This window comes from Pseudomonas syringae pv. coryli str. NCPPB 4273 (assembly GCF_000972175.1).
In the GTDB taxonomy this organism is placed as follows: domain Bacteria; phylum Pseudomonadota; class Gammaproteobacteria; order Pseudomonadales; family Pseudomonadaceae; genus Aquipseudomonas; species Aquipseudomonas syringae.
In genome coordinates, this window is record NZ_AWQP01000049.1 from 1 (window position 1) to 20,224 (window position 20,224).

At 61.8% G+C, this 20,224-nt stretch carries 21 protein-coding genes; 8 read left to right on the forward strand and 13 right to left on the reverse strand.

What is annotated here, in order from left to right; translation table 11 throughout:
* Positions 1-165 precede the first annotated feature (165 nt).
* The 3 genes from P406_RS19705 to P406_RS19715 all read right to left on the reverse strand — a co-directional run bounded on the left by P406_RS19705 (position 166) and on the right by P406_RS19715 (position 3,156).
* Positions 166-807: a Rossmann-fold NAD(P)-binding domain-containing protein gene (locus P406_RS19705; protein WP_046237104.1), complete on the reverse strand. Its 642-nt coding sequence runs from the start codon at positions 805-807 to the stop codon at positions 166-168.
* Positions 808-832: 25 nt separating this feature from the next.
* Entirely contained in the window at positions 833-2,560 is a 1,728-nt protein-coding gene (locus P406_RS19710) for a C13 family peptidase (protein ID WP_046237105.1), read from the reverse strand.
* Positions 2,561-2,700: 140 nt separating this feature from the next.
* Positions 2,701-3,156: a MaoC family dehydratase gene (locus P406_RS19715; protein ID WP_046237106.1), complete on the reverse strand. Its 456-nt coding sequence runs from the start codon at positions 3,154-3,156 to the stop codon at positions 2,701-2,703.
* A 190-nt stretch (positions 3,157-3,346) separates the two neighbouring features.
* On the opposite strand from P406_RS19715, the gene P406_RS19720 reads away from it, so the two are divergent.
* The 3 genes from P406_RS19720 to P406_RS19730 are packed head-to-tail and all read left to right on the forward strand — an operon-like array spanning position 3,347 to position 5,027.
* Positions 3,347-3,709: a CidA/LrgA family protein gene (locus P406_RS19720; protein ID WP_046237107.1), complete on the forward strand. Its 363-nt coding sequence runs from the start codon at positions 3,347-3,349 to the stop codon at positions 3,707-3,709.
* Positions 3,706-4,422 carry an LrgB family protein gene (locus tag P406_RS19725; protein ID WP_046237108.1) on the forward strand — a complete coding sequence of 239 codons (717 nt, stop codon included), beginning with the start codon at positions 3,706-3,708 and terminating at the stop codon, positions 4,420-4,422. The genes P406_RS19720 and P406_RS19725 overlap by 4 nt, the downstream gene beginning before the upstream one ends.
* A gap of 14 nt (positions 4,423-4,436) precedes the next feature.
* Complete coding sequence (locus P406_RS19730) at positions 4,437-5,027, forward strand: LON peptidase substrate-binding domain-containing protein (RefSeq protein ID WP_004409556.1); 591 nt, start codon at positions 4,437-4,439, stop codon at positions 5,025-5,027.
* A gap of 41 nt (positions 5,028-5,068) precedes the next feature.
* Here P406_RS19730 and P406_RS19735 read toward each other — a convergent pair whose 3' ends face one another.
* From P406_RS19735 to P406_RS19760, 6 genes are all read right to left on the reverse strand, one after another.
* A complete protein-coding gene (locus tag P406_RS19735; RefSeq protein ID WP_004409557.1) occupies positions 5,069-5,635 on the reverse strand; it encodes a DUF4136 domain-containing protein in 567 nt (188 codons plus the stop codon).
* Between the two features lie 18 nt (positions 5,636-5,653).
* Entirely contained in the window at positions 5,654-6,292 is a 639-nt protein-coding gene (locus P406_RS19740; protein WP_003393446.1) for a DUF4136 domain-containing protein, read from the reverse strand.
* A gap of 19 nt (positions 6,293-6,311) precedes the next feature.
* On the reverse strand, positions 6,312-7,061 hold the full coding sequence (locus P406_RS19745; RefSeq protein ID WP_003414598.1) for a methyltransferase domain-containing protein: 750 nt from the start codon (positions 7,059-7,061) through the stop codon (positions 6,312-6,314).
* Complete coding sequence (locus tag P406_RS19750) at positions 7,058-7,363, reverse strand: MazG-like family protein (protein ID WP_046237109.1); 306 nt, start codon at positions 7,361-7,363, stop codon at positions 7,058-7,060. The genes P406_RS19745 and P406_RS19750 overlap by 4 nt, the downstream gene beginning before the upstream one ends.
* 122 nt (positions 7,364-7,485) lie before the next feature.
* Entirely contained in the window at positions 7,486-8,343 is an 858-nt protein-coding gene (locus P406_RS19755) for a MaoC family dehydratase (protein WP_046237110.1), read from the reverse strand.
* 30 nt (positions 8,344-8,373) lie between these two features.
* Positions 8,374-9,729: a 3-oxoacyl-ACP reductase gene (locus P406_RS19760; RefSeq protein ID WP_046237111.1), complete on the reverse strand. Its 1,356-nt coding sequence runs from the start codon at positions 9,727-9,729 to the stop codon at positions 8,374-8,376.
* Positions 9,730-9,837: 108 nt separating this feature from the next.
* Here P406_RS19760 and P406_RS19765 point away from each other — a divergent pair, with 108 nt between their 5' ends.
* The 3 genes from P406_RS19765 to P406_RS19775 all read left to right on the forward strand — a co-directional run bounded on the left by P406_RS19765 (position 9,838) and on the right by P406_RS19775 (position 13,009).
* The gene (locus tag P406_RS19765) at positions 9,838-11,115 is read left to right on the forward strand and encodes an acetyl-CoA C-acetyltransferase (RefSeq protein WP_046237112.1); all 1,278 of its coding nucleotides are present in this window, start codon (positions 9,838-9,840) and stop codon (positions 11,113-11,115) included.
* A 185-nt stretch (positions 11,116-11,300) separates the two neighbouring features.
* A complete protein-coding gene (locus tag P406_RS19770) occupies positions 11,301-11,579 on the forward strand; it encodes a hypothetical protein (RefSeq protein ID WP_032702585.1) in 279 nt (92 codons plus the stop codon).
* Between the two features lie 32 nt (positions 11,580-11,611).
* The gene (locus P406_RS19775; protein ID WP_046237113.1) at positions 11,612-13,009 is read left to right on the forward strand and encodes a DUF726 domain-containing protein; all 1,398 of its coding nucleotides are present in this window, start codon (positions 11,612-11,614) and stop codon (positions 13,007-13,009) included.
* Between the two features lie 7 nt (positions 13,010-13,016).
* On the opposite strand, the gene P406_RS19780 is transcribed toward P406_RS19775, so the two are convergent.
* Positions 13,017-14,045 (reverse strand): bile acid:sodium symporter family protein, encoded by a 1,029-nt coding sequence (locus P406_RS19780; RefSeq protein WP_046237114.1) that lies wholly within the window; start codon positions 14,043-14,045, stop codon positions 13,017-13,019.
* A gap of 85 nt (positions 14,046-14,130) precedes the next feature.
* On the opposite strand from P406_RS19780, the gene P406_RS19785 reads away from it, so the two are divergent.
* Together P406_RS19785 and P406_RS19790 are read left to right on the forward strand one after the other, a co-directional pair.
* Positions 14,131-14,934, forward strand: a complete 804-nt coding sequence (locus P406_RS19785) for an AraC family transcriptional regulator (protein ID WP_046237115.1) — start codon at positions 14,131-14,133, stop codon at positions 14,932-14,934.
* A gap of 244 nt (positions 14,935-15,178) precedes the next feature.
* Positions 15,179-16,075, forward strand: coding sequence for a PA4780 family RIO1-like protein kinase (locus P406_RS19790; protein WP_003414611.1), 897 nt, complete (start codon positions 15,179-15,181; stop codon positions 16,073-16,075).
* A gap of 1,069 nt (positions 16,076-17,144) precedes the next feature.
* On the opposite strand, the gene cueR is transcribed toward P406_RS19790, so the two are convergent.
* The 3 genes from cueR to P406_RS19805 all read right to left on the reverse strand — a co-directional run bounded on the left by cueR (position 17,145) and on the right by P406_RS19805 (position 20,188).
* Positions 17,145-17,543: a Cu(I)-responsive transcriptional regulator gene (gene cueR, locus P406_RS19795; RefSeq protein ID WP_046237116.1), complete on the reverse strand. Its 399-nt coding sequence runs from the start codon at positions 17,541-17,543 to the stop codon at positions 17,145-17,147.
* Complete coding sequence (locus P406_RS19800; RefSeq protein WP_046237117.1) at positions 17,540-19,738, reverse strand: heavy metal translocating P-type ATPase; 2,199 nt, start codon at positions 19,736-19,738, stop codon at positions 17,540-17,542. The genes cueR and P406_RS19800 overlap by 4 nt, the downstream gene beginning before the upstream one ends.
* Positions 19,739-19,807: 69 nt before the next feature.
* Positions 19,808-20,188 carry a hypothetical protein gene (locus P406_RS19805; protein WP_003318651.1) on the reverse strand — a complete coding sequence of 127 codons (381 nt, stop codon included), beginning with the start codon at positions 20,186-20,188 and terminating at the stop codon, positions 19,808-19,810.
* Between the last annotated feature and the right edge of the window lie 36 nt (positions 20,189-20,224).

Here is a 20,224-nt window from a genome sequence, read left to right on the forward strand (position 1 = left end):
TTTTAATGATACGGCGACCACCGAGATCTACACTCTTTCCCTACACGACGCTCTTCCGATCTCACCGGCCTCTTCGCGAGCAAGCTCGCTCCCACGAAGACTGTGTATTACGCTGAGCGCGGAGCATGGCGGCGATGATCTTGGCTGTGCTCCGGCGATCATCACCTACTTGCCCAGCTTGCGCAGCTCATCCGATTCGACGATTCGTTCGCCGTTCTGCTCTTCCAGCGCCAGTCGCCACAGGGCGCGGGCCAGGTGGCAGGCTTCGATGGCGCCGTATTTGCCGGGGATCAGTTTGGCGATGGGCGCCGCCAGTTGCTCGACCCAGCGGGTTTCAGGACGGCTGCCCACCAGCAGGGAAGGGCGGGCGATGGTCAGTTGTGGCCAGTCTTGCGCACGAAGCGCCAGTTCCATTTCGCCTTTGACACGGTTGTAAAAGGTACTGGACTGCGGATCTGCGCCGACTGCGCTGATCACCAGCAAGTGGCGAGCACCGAGTTCGCGGGCGCGGCTGGCGAACGCTGTGACCATGTCCAGATCAACCGCCTTGAAGGCGTCCTGCGAACCCGCTTGTTTGATCGTTGTGCCCAGGCAGCAGAATGCGATATCCACCCGGCCAGACAGCGTTGGCAGCAGCGTCGCCAGTTCGCCGACCGGGTTCTCCAGATGCGAGTGCTCGGCCAGCGGCTTGCGGGTCGGCGCCAATACGCGGCTGACGGTCGGCTCGCTGAGCAGCCTGTCCAGCAAATGCTCGCCTGTAAGGCCCGTGGCTCCTGCGAGCAGGATGTGTTGCGGCGTCAGGTACATATCGTTCTCCTTGATACTGCTAAGCCTAGCGGCTAGTCGAAGTCTTCGCTTCCGTGCGGTTCAACGCCGTGCTCAACGCGCGTTCGGCCTGGCTCTTGCGCAACTGCTGCCAGCGCGCCAGGACTCCTTTGGGTGCCCATATCTGCGGTTCGGAGGCTTCGAAGTTGTCTTCGGTCTCACGTTGCGCAACATAGGCCTTCGCTTCGTTGAAAGCGTGCTGCAGGTCATCGGTTTCGACCAATGCCTTGGCAAATAGTGCATCGCCAAAATAAGTGAAGTCCGCTTCTTCCGAGCAGCCGAACGAGACGCGGTCGGCGCGCGAGGCGGTCATGATCAGCGTGCGTTCATCTTTCAGGTCGGGAATGAACCCGCCGGAATAACAGGCTGAAATCACCACGACCTTGTCACGGTTCTTCAGTGGCGCGAGGGCCGCTGCCAACGCGTCGGCGGGCAGGTCTGCCAGCGACAGGCGCGGCTGGTCGAGCACCAGTTCATGATCCTGAGTGCCGTGGCTGGTCAGGTAAATGAACACCAGGTCTTCCGGGCCGGTGCGCTGGGCGAGTGTCTGCACCGCGCGGGTGATGGTTTCACGCGTCGCCATCGGCCGGTCATCCATGTGATCGCGATGATTGACCAGGCTGACTTGTCCGATGGCACCAAAACGCGACTTGAGCAGATTGCTCACGTAGTCCGCCTCGCGCATGAACACGCTCTGCTTGCCGTCGCCACCCACGACCAGCGTGTACAGCTCGGTGGCCGGTGTCGACGCTGGCACTGCCGCCAGTGCCTTGTCCAGCAGCGAACCCTGGACCAGCAGCCCGGCTTCAAGTGGGTCCGGCAGCAATTTGCCTTTGGCATCACGGATTCGCTCGCCGTTGGCCCAGATGCCACGCTGCTCTTTGCCGTCGGCGGAAGTCAGCACGCCGTCGCCGTGGTAAGTGTCATCGGCGAACTGGCCGATGTAGCGGCTGCCATCGGCCAGGAGCAACTGGCCCTGACCCATGAAGCGCCAGTTGTCGAAATCACCCTGATAGCGGCTGCCGTCAGAGCCGATCAACTCGCCTTTGCCGGTCAGCGCGCCTTCCTTGAACTCGCCGCTCCAGACGTCGCCGTCGCTGTTTTCGTAGCGACCTTTGCCGTCCAGCTGACTGTTGCGGAAATTGCCGACGTACTGATCGCCGTCAGTGCTGGTGAAGCTGCCGGTGCCCTGCAACTGACCGTCGATGAAGTTGCCGCTGTATTGGTTGCCACTGGCGTCACTGCGCGAACCCTCACCATTGGCCTTGCCATTGGCGAACATGCCCTGATGCTGGCTGCCGTCTTCCAGTTCCAGGCGACCGGGGCCGTCGTACACGCCGGCCTTGAACTGGCCACGGTAAAGCACGCCCTTGTCTTTCTGGGTGCCTTCGCCGTCACGCATGCCAAGTTTGAAGCTGCCGACATAGCTCGCGCCAGCGCGGGTGGTCAGTCGGCCCTGGCCATTGAACAGACCTTGCTCGAAGCCGCCCTTGTAGACGTCGCCGGTACTGGAGTGCCATTCGCCCTGGCCTTGCCGCAAGCCGTTTTCGAACTGACCTGCGTACCAACTGCCGTTGGGGTAATCGATGCGCCCTTGGCCCTGCAGGACGCCGTTGACCAGATCGCCCCGGTAGCGTCCGCCGTCGGGCAGGCGACCGTCGGGTGGCAAAATTGATTCGCCATCACCGCAGCCTGCGATCAAGAGTGTCAAAGCCAATGGAGCGAGCGCGCGCATGTGAGATCCCGGAAGAATGATTCAGGGGCGAGCCCGGCTCCGCTTGAGCAGATGTTATGGGTCACGACCGCAGGGGAGTATGCCGCAGCGAGTCAACGGGATGAAACAGTCTGTTACGACTGTTTCATGTTTTAAACGCTTTACACGAAACACAACGTTAAAGGTTCGGCCACAAAAGCGGGTTTTTCCTGACCTTCTATCTCCAGCGTGGCCGTTGCCTTGAGCAACCACTGGCCGGGTTTTTTCTCGCTCACGTCGGTCAATTGGACCTTGAGACGTACTCGCGAGTTGACCGTCACCGGTTGAACGAAGCGCACACTGTCCATCCCGTAATTGACCGCCATCTTCAAGCCTTCGGGCAATACCATGATGCCTTCCATGAGCTGGGGGATCAGCGACAACGACAGAAAGCCGTGTGCGATGGTCGCGCCGAACGGCGTCTGCGCCGCCTTGACCGGGTCGACATGGATGAACTGGAAATCTCCTGTGGCGTCGGCGAACAGGTTGATACGCTGCTGGTCGATGGTCAGCCAGTCTGAATAGCCTGCGTCCTTGCCGATGTACTGCTTGAGTTCTGTGACGGGTACAGAAGGCATGCTGCTCTCCTTGTCTGATGAGGCGGTATCGCCCGCATAGCTCATGCCTGCGGGCGAATATCAGATCAGCAGAGGCTGGCTGGCCGGTCAAGCAACTGCGCCAATGCGAATACCCACTCATGACCTCTGGCGCAGCGTGTTTATAATGACGCCGATCGTTCGCCGGGTTCGTTTATCTGCTGGAGTCCTCATGCTGTTAAGGGGTTTGACATGGCTGGTGCTGTTCCAATTGCTGGGGACCGCGCTCAACCATCTGTTTCTGTCGATTTTGCCGGGGCCGATCATCGGCCTTGTGCTGCTTATGGCGTATTTGATGTGGCGCGGTGAAGTCAGCGAGCCGATCAGCATGGCGGCCAGCAGTCTGCTGCGCTATCTGCCGTTGCTGCTGGTGCCGCCTGCGGTCGGGGTGATGGTGTACGCGTCGGCCATTGCCGAGGACTTCTGGGCGATCTTCGGCACGCTGACCCTGTCGCTGATGATTTCCGTGGTCTTTGTCGGCTGGCTGATGCAGGCACTGATCAAGCGTCAGGCCCAGCGCCGGGAGTTGCCATGAATCTTGACTGGCACGGTGCATGGCTGTCGGTGATTCACCACCCGCTTTTCGGCATCGCGATAACTCTGGGCGCCTATCAACTGGCGATGGCAGCCTATGAAAGAACCCGCTGGCTGTTCCTGCAGCCCGTGCTGGTCTCGATGGTGGTGGTGATCGGGGTTGTGCTGTTCTGCGACCTTGAATACACCGAGTACCGCAAAAGCACCGAGGTTCTGGGCACGCTGCTGGGGCCTGCAACCGTCGCGCTGGCGGTCCCGCTCTACTTGAATATGCGGCGCATCCGCCAGTTGTTCTGGCCGGTCTTGACTACGCTGGTAGTCGGCGGGGTGTTTGCCACCGGTTTGTGCGTGGGCTTCGGAGTGCTGTTTGGTGCCGACCACATGATTCTGATGACCATGGCACCCAAATCAGTGACATCGCCCATCGCCATGCTGGTCGCCGAGCAGATCGGCGGGGTTGCCGCACTGGCGGCGGTTTTTGTGTTGATTACTGGTGTATTCGGTGCAATTTTCGGCCCCGGTCTGTTGTCACTGATCGGGGTGGATAATCCTGCTGCCCGAGGCATGGCGCTGGGGCTTACCGCGCATGCGGTAGGCACATCCGTGGCATTGCAGGAGGGGGAAGAATCGGGGGCTTTTGCTGCGTTGGCAATGAGTCTGATGGGCGTTGCAACGGCATTGTTCCTGCCGCTGGCAATGTCGCTGGCCATTTAAAAGGAGGCTTTTCTATGACGCTGCCATTGTTTCCGCTGAACGCTGTGCTGTTTCCGGGGTGCGTGCTTGATCTGCAGCTGTTTGAAGCCCGTTACCTGGATATGATCGGCCGCTGCATGAAGCAGGGGGAAGGGTTCGGTGTGGTGTGTATCACCGAGGGAAGTGAAGTCGGCTCAGTGCCGGGCGGCTACTCGATGATCGGCTGCGAAGCGCTGGTTACCGATTTTCAGCAGCAGGAGAACGGCTTGCTGGGCATTCGTGTCGTCGGCGGGCGTCGCTTCCGGGTTGTCGCCGCTGAGGTTCAGCGCGATCAACTGCTGGTGGCTGACGTCGAGTGGCTGGATGAGCCCGTGGAGCGCCCGCTGCAGGAGGAAGACGCCGATCTCGTGGCCCTGCTCGAAGCGCTGGCCGAGCACCCGATGGTGGCTTCCCTGAACATGGGCGTGTCAGCCGGTGGGCAATACGCGTTGTCCAACCAGCTTGCCTATCTGCTGCCGTTCACCGAAAAAGACAAAGTGGAGCTGCTGGAAATCGACGATCCCGAAGAGCGCCTCGACGCGATTCAGGAATTGCTCGATGAAATGCAGGGCGATCTGCAGGCCTGAACCTCGCTCGAGCTGTCCATTGCGCAACACTTCAGGCGGGCTTAGCGTGGTGGATACTGCTCCAGAATTTTCGCCACGGTGGTGCGCATGGCCTGATCGCGTTCGGACGGGCTGCCGGCGTTGTCGTTGAGGATGCGCTCGGTGCTGCCACGCCAGACCAGTTTGCCGTCCTTGCCGTCGAACATATCGATCTGCACGGTGCCGACCTTGTAATCGACGCTGCGGGTTTCGGTGTTCATCGGCCCGTTCCAGTAGCCATAGCCACCCCAGGGGCTCCAGCCGCCGCCGTAGTTGGTGCTGACCGTCTGCTGACGGTTTTCGACAATCAGCCAGGCCTGCACTTTCAAATCCGGCCGGGCGCCAGTTGCGGCCATGCGCAATCCACGCTGATCCAGCTGCTCGCCGATCGACTGGCGAAGGCGTTGCTCGGTCAGGTCGCTCTTGAGCCGTGGATCATTGTCGGGCTGATACTGAACGGCGGGCTCTTTCCAGCTCCAGCTGCGATAGCCGCCGAAATCCCGCTGGGTATCGAAGTCGCGATTGATCGAGTTGCTCTGACAGGCCGTCAGCAACACGGCACAGGTCAGCAGAACGATACGGCGAAACATGGCAGTTCTCCGAAAGGGTTACGAAGGCGGGTAGGCCGCCAGAGCCTGTTGCACGGCCTGACGCAACGCACTGCTGCGGTCGGCCAGATTATTGCTGGCGCGCGCATCGGCGCTGGCGCTCCATACCGGCTGGCCGCTGCGCGCGTCGATCAGGTTGATCTGCACCACCATGACCTTTTCCTGATAGGTGCGCACCACCGGCACACTGGCGTAGCCGCCATAACCGGGCCGGTAGCCATCGTAGCGGCCATAGCCCATGCCGCCCCCATAGTAGGGATCGTAATCTTCACGCACCTGACGCAGCCGGGTTTCCTGGCGGGTCGTGGTCGTGACGTACAGGTCGGCCGGCTGATTGCCGCGAGCCGGTCGCAAGCCACGCTGGTCCAGGCCGTTGCTCACGGCTTCGACCACCTGCGCCGAATCCACCCACGCCGTTCCGGGCGGCAGCTGGCCGTTGAGCCAGCCCCAGGATCGATAACGCCCATAGTCACGCGGCGGCGCAGGATAGGCGCTCATGTCCAGCGTCTTTGCCGCCTGCGCAGGAGCGGGAGGCATGGGCAGAGAGCTGGCGACATACGGGTTGTCGCTCTGGCAGGCGCTGATCCCGAGCAGAGCGGTTCCCAGCAGCACGGCAAACAAGGCAGAACGGTGTTTCATGGTGGGCTCCGCAGTGATGTCAGACCGGACGGCACATCCAGTGAAGGTATCGACCCAGCCCGGCAAAGGCTGGGTGACGCCGGTGCGCCAGTTCCATTTCCAGCAGATCCGTCAGCTCGGCCCGAGCCTGGAATTCAACCGGCATGTAATCGTGAAATACCCGCACCCCGCTACGGGTTTCGACTTGCCACAGGCCTTCAAGTTGCGTCGCCAGTTCCCGAGGGTCGAGCGGTTGCTGGGGCGTCAGGCTCTGTTTTTCCCCGGCCATGTCATTTTTGCGCATCTTGCGGAAGTGGCCCTTCAGCAGGTTGCGATAGATCAAGGCATCGCGGTTGTAAAACGCCAGCGACAACCAGCCGTCGTCCTTGGTCAATTGGCGCAGCACCGGGAGGATGCTGTGCGGCTCGGCCAGCCACTCCAGCACCGCGTGGCACAGCACCAGATCATAAGTGTCGCTCAGTAAACCCGGCAGCGCCTGCCACGGAGCCTGAATGAAGGTTGCCGTCTGTCCGGCATCGGCGAAGCGCTGCCGTGCGCCTTCGAGCATCGGCTCGGCGGGTTCGGCGAGGGTCACCTGATGACCCTGTTCGGCCAGCCACAGTGACATGTGGCCCAGCCCGGCGCCGATATCCAGTACGCGGAGCGGTCGTGCGGGCAGGGTTTCGGTCAGATCGGCCTGCAGCACCGCCAGACGAATGGCCCCCTTGGCACCGCCATAGATCTTTTCCGCAAAGCGGGTCGCCAGCTGGTCGAAATGCCGATCACTCACTTGGCAAATCTCCGCTCGCTGTCAGCCAGCTTGTTACGCACCACCGTGTCCATGTCCAGCCCCAGTTCGCTGCACAGCAGCAACAGGTAGAGGACGATGTCGCCGACTTCCTGGCCGGCGTGCTCCAACTGGTCGGCAGGCAGCTCGCGGGACTGGTCTTCGCGCAGCCACTGGAATATTTCCACCAGCTCGGCCATCTCCACACTGGCAGCCATGGCCAGGTTTTTCGGGCTATGGAATTGCCTCCAGTCGTTCTGGTCGCGGATGCGGTGCAGGCGTTGGGTCAACTCGTCGAGGTTCATCGTGCTCTCCTGAAGACGCATAGCTTCAGGGGGAACGGGTCGCCAGGCAAGTGGGCGTTGAGGTTTGTTCAGCCGTCGATGGGAGCAGGGCTCCCGTCAGAGGTGTTCATCCCGGCTGTGCGTCACTCGCTGACAGGCTGCCAGCTACCGACCATATGCACGATGCCCTCCTGGCCTTCGACACGGAACTGGCCCTGCGAGCCGGCGGCACTGGCCGACAGCGTCACGTCGGCAGGCAGGCGTACAGGCTTCTGGAACTGCACGCTGATCTCGACATTCGAGGCCGGCAAATGCTCGCCCAGCGCCGCGAGCGCACGGGCCTTGAGCCACATGCCGTGGGCAATGGCGCGAGGGAAACCGAACAGCCTGGCGCTGGGGGCGCTGAGGTGGATCGGGTTGTAGTCGCCCGACACCTTGGCGTACTCGCGGCCTATCTGCGCCGTTGCCCGCCAGCCTTGCAGCTCGCTGAGCGGCAGCGGCGCGGCTTCGGCATAGCTCACCGGGCTGTCTTCCAGGTGCACGGCGGTGCACAGCAGGGTGCTTTCCTCTTCCCACAACAGCCCCATGCCGTCTTCGGCCTGAGTGACCAGGGTGAACGTTGCACCCTTGGCGTGCGGGCGCAGATCAGTGGCCTGAACACTGATGTACAACTGGCTCACCCCGCCCAGTGGACGATGCGTACGGGTGCGATTGGCCAGGTGAATCAACCCCAGCAGCGGAAACGGAAAGTCTTCGGAGGTCATCAATTGCATTTGCAACGGAAATGCCAGCACGTGCGGATAGGTCGGAGGCAGCAGGCTGCTCTCTTCGAATCCGCAGACCTTGCGGTATGCCTCGAGCTTATCGGTATCGACCGCGATCCAGCTGCGCAAGCCCAGATCGGGTAGCTGCATCCCGGTGACCTTGCGCCTGAGCGCTGCCTGGATGAACAGGTTGGACAGGGGCTGCAGGGAATTGAGGTAGCGCCAGTGAGCCGTCATCATCCATCTCCTTGAATTCGATGCGGGTGCTTAAGCCCCGATCACGTTTTGACCACATACACGTAGAACCTGACCGCTCACCGCGCCGCTGCCCGGCTGGCTGAACCACGCCACTGCTTCGGCAACGTCCTGGGGCGAACCGCCCTGACCCAGCGAACTCATGCGCCGCCCGGCTTCACGCAGGGTGAACGGCATGTGCGCGGTCATTTTGGTTTCGATGAAGCCCGGCGCGACGGCGTTGATGCTGATGCCGCGTGACTTGAGCCCGGGGGCCATGGCCCGTGCAAAACCGATCAGACCGGCCTTGCTGGTGGTGTAGTTGGTTTGCCCGCAATTACCGGCGATACCGCTGATCGAGGCCATGAGCACGATTCGCGCGTTATCCTTCAAGGCTCCCGCATCGAGCAGCACCTGAGTCAGCACTTGCGGCGCATTGAGGTTGACCGCCAGTACCGAGTCCCAGAAATCTTCCGGCATGTTGACCAGCGTCTTGTCACGCGTGATGCCGGCGTTGTGCACCAGTATGTCGACGCCATCGGGCAGGTGTTCGAGCAACTGTGCCGGGGCATCCGCCGAGCAGATATCCAGTGCCAGAGCCTGGCCTCCAAGCCGCGAGGCCAGTGCTTCCAGCTCGTTTTTGGTCTGCGGTACATCCAGCAGAATGACCTGCGCGCCATCACGGGTCAGCGTTTCGGCGATTGACGCGCCTATGCCGCGTGCCGCGCCCGTCACCACTGCCTTGCGCCCGGCCAGCGGGCGGGTCCAGTCCTGCACCTTGCTCGGGCAGGCACTCAGATGAACGAACTGGCCAGAGATGAACGCTGCCTTGGGCGTGAGGAAGAAGCGCAGGGCACCCTCCAGTTGATCCTGCGCGTCGTCATCCACCTGCAGCAACTTGACCGTTGCGCCATTGCGCACTTCCTTGGCCAGTGAGCGGCTGAAGCCTTCGATGGCCTGTTGAGTGCTGGCCGCCAGCGGATCAGCGAGTGTCTCGGGGGATTTGCCGAGGATGACCACATGCGCGCAGTGATCAAGATTGCGCAGCAGCGGCTGAAAGAAATCCCGCAACTGCCTGAGCTGCTCGGTGCGCAGGATCTGGCTGGCGTCGAAAACCACCGCTTTCAGGCGCGGGCCCTGGTTGGACACCCACGTCGTGGCGCCGGGCATGTCGCTGCCGAAACTGTACAGCGAGTCGGTCAGACGGCTGGCGAACTGGCGGACCTGATCGCCCAGCGGTCCTGCGCTGATCAGCAAGGTCCCTTCGACGGGGCGCAGACGTCCGGCCTGCCAGCGCTCCAGGTGAGTGGGGGCGGGCAGACCGACGGCCTTCACCAGGCGCCGACCCATGTCGGAGTTGGCGAAATCAATATAGCGATCTGACGGCATGGAACACTCTCCTGAAGTCGGGGTTCAAAGGAATGGACCACGGTGGCATGACGTTTGTTCTTGCGATCGACACGGCTCATTCATTCGCTTGAAGAAAGGGAGTTTTCCATGACGCATCCTCGTCGGGTCGCCATCGTCGGCGGTAACCGCATTCCGTTCGCACGCTCCAATGGCCCTTATGCCACGGCCAGCAATCAGGACATGCTCACGGCTGCTCTGGAAGGGCTGATCGAGCGCTTCAATCTGCACGGGCTGCGCATGGGCGAGGTGGTGACGGGCGCGGTGCTCAAACACTCCAGAGACTTCAACCTGACCCGCGAATGCGTGCTCGGCTCGCGGCTCTCGGCACAGACCCCGGCCTACGACATTCAGCAAGCGTGCGGTACGGGGCTGGAAGCGGCGTTGCTGGTGGCCAACAAGATCGCTCTGGGGCAGATCGAGTGCGGCATTGCCGGCGGCGTGGACACAACGTCCGATGCGCCGATCGGCGTCAACGAGGGGCTGCGCAAGATCCTGCTGCAGGTAAACCGCAGCAAGACGCCCGGTGACAAGCTCAAGGCCCTGATGCAGTTGCGTCCGCACCACCTCAAGCCGGAGCTGCCGCGTAACGGCGAGCCACGCACGCGCTTGTCGATGGGCCAGCATTGCGAGCTGATGGCGCAGACCTGGGGCATCGAGCGCGGGCCGCAGGATCAACTGGCGCTCGAGAGCCATCTGAAAATGGCGGCAGCCTACGCCGAGGGCTGGCAGGATGATTTGATGACGCCGTATCTGGGGCTGATCCGTGACAACAACCTGCGTCCGGACCTGACGCTTGAAAAGCTGGCCAGCCTCAAGCCCGCGTTCGAGCGCAGCGCCAAGGGCACCTTGTCGGCGGGCAATTCGACACCGCTGACCGATGGCGCGTCGGTGGTGTTGCTGGCCAGCGAGGAATGGGCTCGCGAGCGGGGCCTGCCGGTGCTGGCCTACTGGCGCGATGGCGAGGCCGCAGCGGTGGATTTCGTCAACGGCGCAGAAGGGCTACTGATGGCACCGGTCTACGCCGTTCCGCGTCTGCTGGCCCGCAATGGCCTGACCCTTCAGGACTTCGATTACTACGAAATCCACGAAGCCTTCGCCGCGCAGGTGCTGTGCACCCTCAAGGCCTGGGAAGACGCCGACTACTGCAGAACCCGTCTGGGGCTGGACGCGCCGCTGGGGTCGATTGATCGCAGCAAACTGAACGTCAAGGGCAGCTCACTGGCTGCCGGTCACCCGTTTGCGGCGACCGGAGGCCGCATCGTCGCCAACCTGGCCAAGCTGCTGGATGCGGCAGGCAGCGGACGTGGATTGATTTCCATCTGTGCCGCAGGCGGCCAGGGCGTGACGGCAATTCTGGAGCGTTAGGCAAATGCTGGGGTCATGGGCATAATCCACAACTGACTTACGCAGAGCATGGGCACGATCGCGATCTATCTGACGACTATCGTTCCTCGCGCTCCAGCGTGGGAGTGCATGTCGTGACGCTCTGCGTCACGCCCGTACGCGGGATGATCAATCAGCATTATTGGCCTGTAACGTTGAGGTAAGGCATGGGGTTCATCATTGGCGTATCGGTACTTCTGATTCTGATCGGCACCGTGTTCTATCTGTTTGACAAAGGCGCGCGGACTCGCTGGCTGAGGCCTTATATCGGGCTGATGCTGATCGGTTTGCTGATCGGCGGGATGGGCTTGCTGGTGGGGCTGGTCTCCGATGAAATAGAGGTTTATTTCCTGCTGGTGGCCAAATGGGTCATCGCGGTGACCGGTATCATGTTCTGCCTGCGACTGATCGTAATGATCGCCAAGCGCTTCATCGCCAGAAATTGAGCGTGCAATCCGCCCATGTGTGACAGGACAACGTGGAAAATCACTTCAAGTTTCTGACCCTGCCCAAGACCTCGGGCGAGGTCGCCAACGTCTTCATTCACGGCTATTCGTCAGGGCATGATCTGGATGACCGACGCCTGTTGGCCAACAGCATCCCCGGCGCCTTGCGCCAGAGTGTGAACATTCTGGCGTTCTGGCCATCCAGCCATTTCACTCAGATGGACAACCGTTCCCGTGGCTTGCTGATGGCGGCTGCCCGTGTGCACCCGCTCGCGGGCGCGGCGGCGCTGGCGGGAGACCGTGTCGTTCACTTTGCGCGTATCCGTAACCGTGCCCGCGACATGGGCAAGGTGCTGTTGGCGCAACTGGATCGCTACCTGTTCGAGCATCATCCCGACGTCAAGCAAGTCAACCTGATCGGCCATTCACTGGGCGGCCGGCTGCTGGTCAGCGCGCTCAAGGAGCTGCAGCAGACGCCCGAGCACGGGCTGGTGGTGGGCGATGTATTGCTGATGGCCGCTGCCGTGCGTATCGATGCTGCCGAGGCCGAGCTGCTCAAGCAGAGAATCAGCGGACGGCTGATCAATGCGTATTCCACGGAAGATCATGTGCTGTTGCTGAATCTGGGCGAGAAGAGCCTGGGGCGCACGCCGGTCGAGCACTTTGAGAACGTGCGCATGCAGGGTTATCGCCATCACCATTACTGGCAGCGCTTGCAGGAAGTATTGATTGCCACTCGCTTCAGTGGCTGTGAAGGGCTGGAAACCGGCATTACGGTGCTACCGACAATGACCCGCGACCCGGTCCTGCAGGACGTCTGGCTGCACAGCGTTCTGGCCCGTTCGCCGGACTACGTGCTGGAGGCGGCCATCAAGCATTTGCGCAGCAGCCGCTGGACGCGCCTCAAGGCCACTGAAGCGGACCGCACTTACGCCTTCGTGCGCGAATTCCAGCTGGTCGCCGGGCATTTTCTGATCAATGCCGCCCGGCGTCGTGGCGTGCCCTATACGCGAGTGCTGGGCATGCTGGCGCGCCAATACGGTCTGGGCGATGCGCTGCACCAGTGCGCGACGGTGGTCGAAGTGGAAGAGCTGCTGCTCAAAACGTTCTTTCGCCATGCGTTCAACAGCGCGCACCCGCTGGTGCAGATGCCGCGCGCCAGTGTCCGCGCGATGAGCTGGGACATCTATGCCGCGCATGTCGATGCACTGGCCGAGCGCCTGACCGTGGCAGCGTTTTTCAAGACCGCGCAGCCCGACGAGGCGCCCGGCGCGGTCAAGGGCTTGCTCGGTGCAATTCGCCAGGCCCCGGTGCAACGCTTGCTGACGCACTTCGGCACTGCGCTGCGGCCGGGTTATTCCGCACTGATCCCAACGGTGGCGATCGTCTTCTACGCGCGCGTCACGCTGGATGATGACGCGCTGATGTAAGACGCATTCACGCGGCGCGAGCTTCTTCCAGCGCGGCGGCCGAAAGCTGCTGGCGATGGCGACTGGCGTAGCTCTCGGCGATGATCGAGCACACGATCAGTTGCATCGGGTGGTAGATCATGATCGGCAACAGAATCAGGCCAAGCCCCGGATTGCTGCCGAAAATCAGTGCGGCCATCGGCGCGCCCGCAGCGAGGGACTTCTTGGTGGCGCAGAACACCGCCGCGACCTTGTCGGCATGATCGAACTTGAGCACCCGCGCCGTGCGGGTCGTCATCAACAGGATCACCGCCAGCAGCAGCGCGGTGCCGATGAACGCCGTCAGGATCACGCTATTGCCCTGGCTTTGCCACATGCCGGAGATCATCGAGTTGCAGAACGCCGCATACACCAGCAGCAGAATCACCAGCTTGTCGATCAGGTTGGTGTATTTCTTGTGACGGGCGAAGAACTTGCCCAGCAACGGCCGCATTAGCTGGCCAAGCACCAGTGGCAGCAGGAGCATGGCGCACAGGTCGAGCAGCGTATCGCCCAGATCGATCCCGCCAGCGCCGGTGCCGACCACCAGGCTGACCAGCCACGGAGTGATGAAAATCCCGATGACACTGGACATGCTGGCGTTGAGAATCGCTGCCGGGACATTGCCGCCTGCGCTGCCGGTCAGCGCCACCGAGGAGGAAATGGTCGAGGGCAGGGCACACAGGTAAAGGAAGCCCAGCATCAGCAGCGCCGGCACCTGTGAGCCCAGCAGCTTGTTGCACGCCAGCCAGATCAGCGGGAACACCACGAACGTGAAAACCTGGATCATCACGTGCAGGCGCCAGTTGGTCAGGCCTTTCTTGATCTGCTCGCTGGACAGGTTCACGCCATGCAGAAAGAACACCACGAACACGCCGACCTTGATGACGTATTCAGCGTGCATGTTGCCGCCGGTAGCGCCGAAACGCGGAAAGAAGTAGGCGAGCACCGTCGCCAGAACCATGCCCCAGAGGAACCAGTCGGTGGCGACGCGTTTGAAGTGTTTGAGTGATTGCATGCGGGGCCCGTAGAACTTTTGTAAACAGAGATGCGTGCAGGCTACTCTGTTGCTCCATAGCCGTCTTGCGACATAAGGCCATAAGATGCCGAGTAACGGACAGATCAATCAGCAGCAGCCCACGGGCGAACGGCGGATACCGGAATTGTCCGGCCTGCCGCGCCCGCTGTATGCCCGTGCCGAAAGCCTCAGCGCCGGTTCGTGGACGCCGCCCCATTGCCACGACTGGGTGCAGTTTTCCTATGCGATCAGCGGGGTTCTGGGTGTGCATACCGCCGAGGGCAGTTTCTTTGCGCCGCCGCAGTGGGGCGTCTGGGTGCCTGCCGGGCTTGAGCATGAGGTCGTGACCTCCATGCGTGCCGAAATGCGCAGCCTGTACATTCGCACGGCAGATTCGCGGTGGGCACCGCCGCGCTGCCGGGTGCTTGAAGTCACGCCACTGGCCCGCGAGCTGATCAAGAGCTTCTGCCTATTGCCCGTGGATTATCCCGAGCAGGACAGTCATGAGGCGCGGCTGGTGCAGGTCCTGCTGGATCAGCTGGCGCAACTGCCCGAAGTCGGCTTTTCACTGCCGTTGCCGCGTCATCCGCGTTTGCTGGGGCTGTGCAACGAGTTGATCGAGGAGCCGGGTAGGTTGATCACTCTGCATGACTGGGCTGCCCGTCTCGGGACCTCCGAGAAAACCCTGATGCGAATGTTTCAGCGCGAAACCGGATTGAGCTTTCGCGGCTGGCGGCAGCGGGCACGGCTGCTGTCTTCGCTGTCTGCACTGGAAGAGGGCGCTAGTGTGACGCATACCGCGCTGGCCTGCGGTTATGACTCGACGTCGGCGTTCATCGCCGCGTTCAAGGGTTTGTTCGGCCATACCCCCGGTGACTTGTTCAAGTAAGGCCTGGATGCCTTGTGCACTAACGAGTGCATCCAGCGCTGTTTTTTCTGTTTTTACATGTTTTGTCCCGGAATATCTTTCACCGGCTGTACGGCACGAAAGGTGCTTTAAACCGGGGGATTGCGTGGTTTTTTCTTAAAAAACCTTTCAATCCACAGGGGGTTACCCCTACTCGCTGGCGGAGGATTGCCGTATAACGGCAACAATCGCGTATCTGGCAACAAAGGACCCACAATAAAAGCTGATGAAAACTCCTAAACGCATTGAACCCCTGATCGAAGACGGTCTGGTCGACGAGGTGCTGCGCCCGCTCATGAGTGGTAAAGAGGCAGCTGTTTATGTGGTGCGTTGCGGCAATGAGCTGCGGTGTGCCAAGGTTTACAAGGAGGCTAACAAACGCAGTTTCCGTCAGGCGGCCGAGTATCAGGAAGGTCGCAAGGTACGCAACAGTCGTCAGGCCCGCGCCATGGCCAAGGGCTCGAAGTTCGGGCGCAAGGAAACCGAAGACGCCTGGCAGAATGCCGAAGTGGCTGCGCTGTTTCGTCTGGCTGGCGCAGGTGTCCGTGTACCCAAGCCGTACGACTTCCTGGAAGGCGTGCTGCTCATGGAACTGGTGGCTGACGAGTATGGCGATGCAGCGCCGCGTCTGAACGACGTCGTGCTGGAGCCGGATCAGGCGCGCGAGTATCACGCGTTCCTGATCGAGCAGATCGTGCTGATGCTGTGTGCCGGTCTGGTGCACGGTGACCTGTCCGAGTTCAACGTGCTGCTGGCGCCTTCCGGTCCGGTCATCATCGACTTGCCGCAAGCGGTCGATGCCGCGGGCAACAACCACGCGTTCAGCATGCTGGAGCGCGACGTCGGCAACATGGCGCTGTACTTCGGCCGCTTCGCGCCGGAGCTCAGAAAAACCAAGTACGCCAAGGAAATGTGGTCGTATTACGAAGCAGGCACCTTGTCGCCTACCACGGTGCTGACCGGTGAATTCGATGAGCCGGAGGACGAAGCCGATGTAGGCGGCGTACTGCGCGAAATCGAAGCCGCCCGCCTCGACGAAGCCCGCCGCCAGGCAGCTCGCGCGGCAGACGACGCGCCGCCGAGCAAATCCACCGAAGAACCCCCACCGCCGTGGATGCAGTAAGGCCCTTTCGCGAGCAAGCTCGCTCCCACAGTGAGTGCGTGTGGCAGGCGCTCCGCCGAGTGATGCAGTAAGCAAGACCACTGTGGGAGCGAGCTCGCTCGCGAATGCGATGGATCAGACGCGCTGTTTTCGGAGCCTGTACCGGCCCTTTCGCGAGCAAGCTCGCTCTCACAGTGAGTGCGTGTGGCAGGCGCTCCGCCGATTGAATGCAGTAAGGCCCTTCTGGGAGCGAGCTCGCTCGCGAAGGCGATTGATCAGGCGCGCTGTTTTCGGAGCCTGTACCGGCCCTTTCGCGAGCAAGCTCGCTCCCACAGTGAGTGCGTTTGGCAGGCGCTCCGTCGAGTGATGCAGTAAGTAAGACCGCTGTGGGAGCTCGCTCGCGAACGCGATGGATCAGACGCGCTGTTTTCGGAGCCTGTACCGGCCCTTTCGCGAGCAAGTTGGCTCCCACAGTGAGTGCGTGTCGCAGGCGCTCCGCCGATTGAATGCAGTAAGACCCTTGTGGGAGCGAGCTTGCTCGCGAAGACGATGTATCAGGCGCGCTGTTTTCTGAGCATTTACGGGCCCTTTCGCGAGCAAGCTCGCCCCCACAGTGAGTGCGTGTGTCAGGCGCTCCGTCGAGTGATTCAGTAAGTAAGACCACTATGGGAGCGAGCTCGCTCGCGAATGCGATGGATCAGACGCGCTGTTTTCGGAGCCTGTACCGGCCCTTTCGCGAGCAAGCTCGCTCCCACAGGGAGTGCGTGTGGCAGGCGCTCCGTCGATTGAATGCAGTAAGACCCTTGTGGGAGCGAGCTTGCTCGCGAATGCGATTGATCAGACGCGCTGTTTTCGGAGCCTGTACCGGCCCTTTCGCGAGCAAGCTCGCTCCCACAGTGAGTGCGTGTGGCAGGCGCTCCGCCGATTGCATGCAGTAAGCCCCTTGTGGGGGCCAACTTGCTCGCGAAGGCGATTGATCAGACGCACTGTTTTCGGAGCCTGTACCGGCCCTTTCGCGAGCAAGCTTGCTCCCACGGAGCGCGTACAGGCGCTCCATCGAGTGGATGCGGTGAGACCCTTGTGGAAGTGGCTAGCAACACCCGCCTGACGCCAGGTCCTTGAGGATCGGGCAGTCGGGGCGGTCGTCGCCTTGGCAGTGTTCCACCAGTTCCTGAAGCGTGTCGCGCAGGCTCGCCAGTTCGTCGATTTTGCGGTTCAGCTCGGCGATATGCTGACGGGCCAGTGCCTTGACGTCGGCGCTGGCTCGCTGGCGGTCCTGCCAGAGGGTCAGTAGTTTGCCGACCTCTTCCAGCGAAAACCCCAGATCCCTTGAGCGCTTGATGAACGCCAGCGTGTGCAGATCGTCCGCGCTGTACAGGCGATAGCCGCTGTCGCTGCGATGCGCTGCCTGCAGCAGGCCGATGGACTCGTAATAGCGGATCATTTTCGCGCTCAAGCCACTGCTTTTCGCCGCCTGACCGATATTCATGGTGCGTCCTCCAGGTCGCGGGGTTTCCAGGTTTTCAGCAGCAGCGCGTTGCTCACCACGCTGACACTCGACAGCGCCATGGCCGCGCCCGCCAATACCGGATTGAGATAGCCCAGCGCCGCGAGGGGAATGCCGATCAGGTTGTAGACGAACGCCCAGAACAGGTTCTGGCGGATTTTCGCGTAGGTCCTTCGGCTGATGTCCAGTGCCGCCGGAACCAGTCGCGGGTCGCCGCGCATCAGGGTGATACCCGCTGCATGCATGGCGACATCGGTCCCGCCGCCCATCGCGATACCGACATCCGCCGCCGCCAGCGCCGGCGCGTCGTTGATGCCGTCACCGACCATCGCCACCACATGGTGGCTTTTCAGTTGAGTGACAGTGGCCGCCTTGTCAGCAGGCAATACTTCGGCATGCACGTCGTTTATTCCCAGTGCCCTGGCAACCACCTGAGCACTGCCACGGTTATCGCCGGTCAGCAGATGGCTGCTGATGCCCCGCGCATTCAGCGCTTTGATCGCCTGATCGGTTCCGGGCTTGAGCGTGTCACCAAAGGCAAACATACCGATCACCTTCGGCTCCGGAGCCTGCTCGATCAGCCACGACAGCGTGCGCCCCTCGGCTTCCCAGATGCGCGCGGACTCGGCCAGATCGCCCATTGGCAGGCCGCTTTCCTCCAGCAAACGTCGATTGCCCAGCGCCAGTTCAAGGCCTTCAACGGTGCCAGCGATGCCCCGACCGCTCAGGACGCGGCTGTTTTGCGCGGCATCAGGCGTGAGTTGCCATTCATGACAGACATCCAGCACCGCTCGGGCCAAGGGGTGTTCACTGCCGCGTTGCAGTGCGCCCGCCAGTTGCAAGAGGTGTTCTTCATTGCCCAGCACCGCGCTCATGTTGGTGATACGCGGCGTGCCGGAAGTCAGCGTGCCGGTCTTGTCGAACACCACTGCATCAACCTCGTGAGCCCGCTCCAATGCCTCGGCGTCCTTGATCAGAATGCCGTAACGCGCTGCCACGCCGGTCCCGGCCATGATCGCTGTCGGAGTCGCCAGGCCCAGAGAGCAAGGGCAGGCGATCACCAGTACGGCGACGGCATTGATCAGCGCAACTTCAAGCGAGGCACCGACCAGCAGCCAGCCGGCCAGTGTGAATAAGGCAATCACCAACACTGTGGGCACGAACACCTGGCTGACTTTATCCACCAGTTTCTGGATTGGAGCCTTGCCTGCCTGTGCGTCTTCGACCAGACGAATGATGCGCGCCAGCACCGTTTCCGCGCCCAGCGCCGTGGTCCTGATCAGCAACTGGCCTTCGCCATTGATTGCCCCACCGGTGACCTTGTCGCCCGGTTGCTTGACCACCGGCAGGCTTTCACCGGTGATCAGCGCTTCGTCGGCATGGCTGCGGCCTTCGACCACTTCGCCGTCCACCGGAAAACGTTCGCCGGGTTTGACTAGCACCCGATCATCGAGCTGCAGCGCGCTGATCGCCACGTCCTGTTCAAGGCCGTCGACCACCCGCAGGGCGCGCTCCGGGCGCAGTGCTTCAAGGGCGCGGATGGCACTGGCGGTCTGGCGCTTGGCGCGGCTTTCCAGGTATTTGCCCAACAGCACCAGTGCGATCACCACCGCCGATGCTTCGAAATACAGGTGCGGCGTCGTTCCGGGCGCAGCGTGCAGCCATTGATAGACGCTCAGGCCGTAGCCGGCGCTGGTACCGATCGCGACCAGCAGGTCCATATTGCCGGCACCTGCGCGCACGGCTTTCCAGGCGGCCACATAAAAGCGTGCGCCAAGGATGAACTGCACCGGCGTCGCCAGTGCAAATTGCACCCACGCAGGCAGCATCCAGTGCACGCCCAGCGGTGACAACAACATCGGCAGGATCAACGGCAGCGCCAGCACGATGGCCAGCAGCAAGGCCCAGCGCTCGTGGTGCAGGTGACGGGCTTTCTGGTCGGCTTCGGCGTGACGATCCTGGCTCAGCGTGGCGCCATAACCGGCACGGCTGACGGCGTCGATCAGGGTTTGCGGATCGGTGTGCGCTGCGGTGTCTACATGGGCGCGTTCATTGGCCAGGTTGACCGTCACGCTGTTGACCCCCGGCACTTTGGCCAGGGCACGCTCGACCCGACCTGCGCAACTGGCGCAGGTCATGCCGCTGATCGGCAGGTCGAAGGTGGTGGTGTCTGGCATGTGAATCACTCCCTGAGGCTGGCTACCTGCAAGGATCAACCTTGCCATACGGGCAAGGTCAAGCGCGAATCAATAGTTGAGGTCAGCTTTCTTGAGGTACATTCCGTTCAGGTCGGCGGCGATGCGGTACTTGAGAATATCCCCCGCGCGCAACTGGATCTTGGTGCTGCGCGGCGCTTCCATGCCGGGCTCACAGCCCACGACATTGCCGCGCAGAGTGCTCAGCCGCACCGAGACTTCACCGGCAGGCAGGTTGAAGGACACCGAGTCCTCCTGATACAGCCTCCCGGCCAGACGGTCCTGCACGTAGATGCCGATCTCGCAGGAAGTCGCGACTTCCAGGCGCTCTCGGGAAATGATCAGGATGCCGTAGTCCTGAGCTGCCTGAGTGGCAGGTGTGATAGCCAGGAAACCGAGAATGCTGAAGAGGCTGACTGCTGACCAGCGCATCGCTGATACTCCTGATGTAAATGTGGCTGACGGTGA

Bases quoted from the DNA above. Each gene is read 5' to 3' on its own strand.
- P406_RS19770 (WP_032702585.1), top strand. From the start codon at position 11,301: ATGGGGTTCATCATTGGCGTATCGGTACTTCTGATTCTGATCGGCACC.
- P406_RS19710 (WP_046237105.1), bottom strand. From the start codon at position 2,560: ATGCGCGCGCTCGCTCCATTGGCTTTGACACTCTTGATCGCAGGCTGC.
- P406_RS19720 (WP_046237107.1), top strand. From the start codon at position 3,347: ATGCTGTTAAGGGGTTTGACATGGCTGGTGCTGTTCCAATTGCTGGGG.
- P406_RS19725 (WP_046237108.1), top strand. From the start codon at position 3,706: ATGAATCTTGACTGGCACGGTGCATGGCTGTCGGTGATTCACCACCCG.
- P406_RS19740 (WP_003393446.1), bottom strand. From the start codon at position 6,292: ATGAAACACCGTTCTGCCTTGTTTGCCGTGCTGCTGGGAACCGCTCTG.
- P406_RS19765 (WP_046237112.1), top strand. From the start codon at position 9,838: ATGACGCATCCTCGTCGGGTCGCCATCGTCGGCGGTAACCGCATTCCG.
- P406_RS19780 (WP_046237114.1), bottom strand. From the start codon at position 14,045: ATGCAATCACTCAAACACTTCAAACGCGTCGCCACCGACTGGTTCCTC.
- P406_RS19800 (WP_046237117.1), bottom strand. From the start codon at position 19,738: ATGCCAGACACCACCACCTTCGACCTGCCGATCAGCGGCATGACCTGC.
- P406_RS19755 (WP_046237110.1), bottom strand. From the start codon at position 8,343: ATGACGGCTCACTGGCGCTACCTCAATTCCCTGCAGCCCCTGTCCAAC.
- P406_RS19750 (WP_046237109.1), bottom strand. From the start codon at position 7,363: ATGAACCTCGACGAGTTGACCCAACGCCTGCACCGCATCCGCGACCAG.
- P406_RS19705 (WP_046237104.1), bottom strand. From the start codon at position 807: ATGTACCTGACGCCGCAACACATCCTGCTCGCAGGAGCCACGGGCCTT.
- P406_RS19785 (WP_046237115.1), top strand. From the start codon at position 14,131: ATGCCGAGTAACGGACAGATCAATCAGCAGCAGCCCACGGGCGAACGG.
- P406_RS19715 (WP_046237106.1), bottom strand. From the start codon at position 3,156: ATGCCTTCTGTACCCGTCACAGAACTCAAGCAGTACATCGGCAAGGAC.
- cueR (WP_046237116.1), bottom strand. From the start codon at position 17,543: ATGAATATCGGTCAGGCGGCGAAAAGCAGTGGCTTGAGCGCGAAAATG.
- P406_RS19735 (WP_004409557.1), bottom strand. From the start codon at position 5,635: ATGTTTCGCCGTATCGTTCTGCTGACCTGTGCCGTGTTGCTGACGGCC.
- P406_RS19790 (WP_003414611.1), top strand. From the start codon at position 15,179: ATGAAAACTCCTAAACGCATTGAACCCCTGATCGAAGACGGTCTGGTC.
- P406_RS19730 (WP_004409556.1), top strand. From the start codon at position 4,437: ATGACGCTGCCATTGTTTCCGCTGAACGCTGTGCTGTTTCCGGGGTGC.
- P406_RS19805 (WP_003318651.1), bottom strand. From the start codon at position 20,188: ATGCGCTGGTCAGCAGTCAGCCTCTTCAGCATTCTCGGTTTCCTGGCT.
- P406_RS19760 (WP_046237111.1), bottom strand. From the start codon at position 9,729: ATGCCGTCAGATCGCTATATTGATTTCGCCAACTCCGACATGGGTCGG.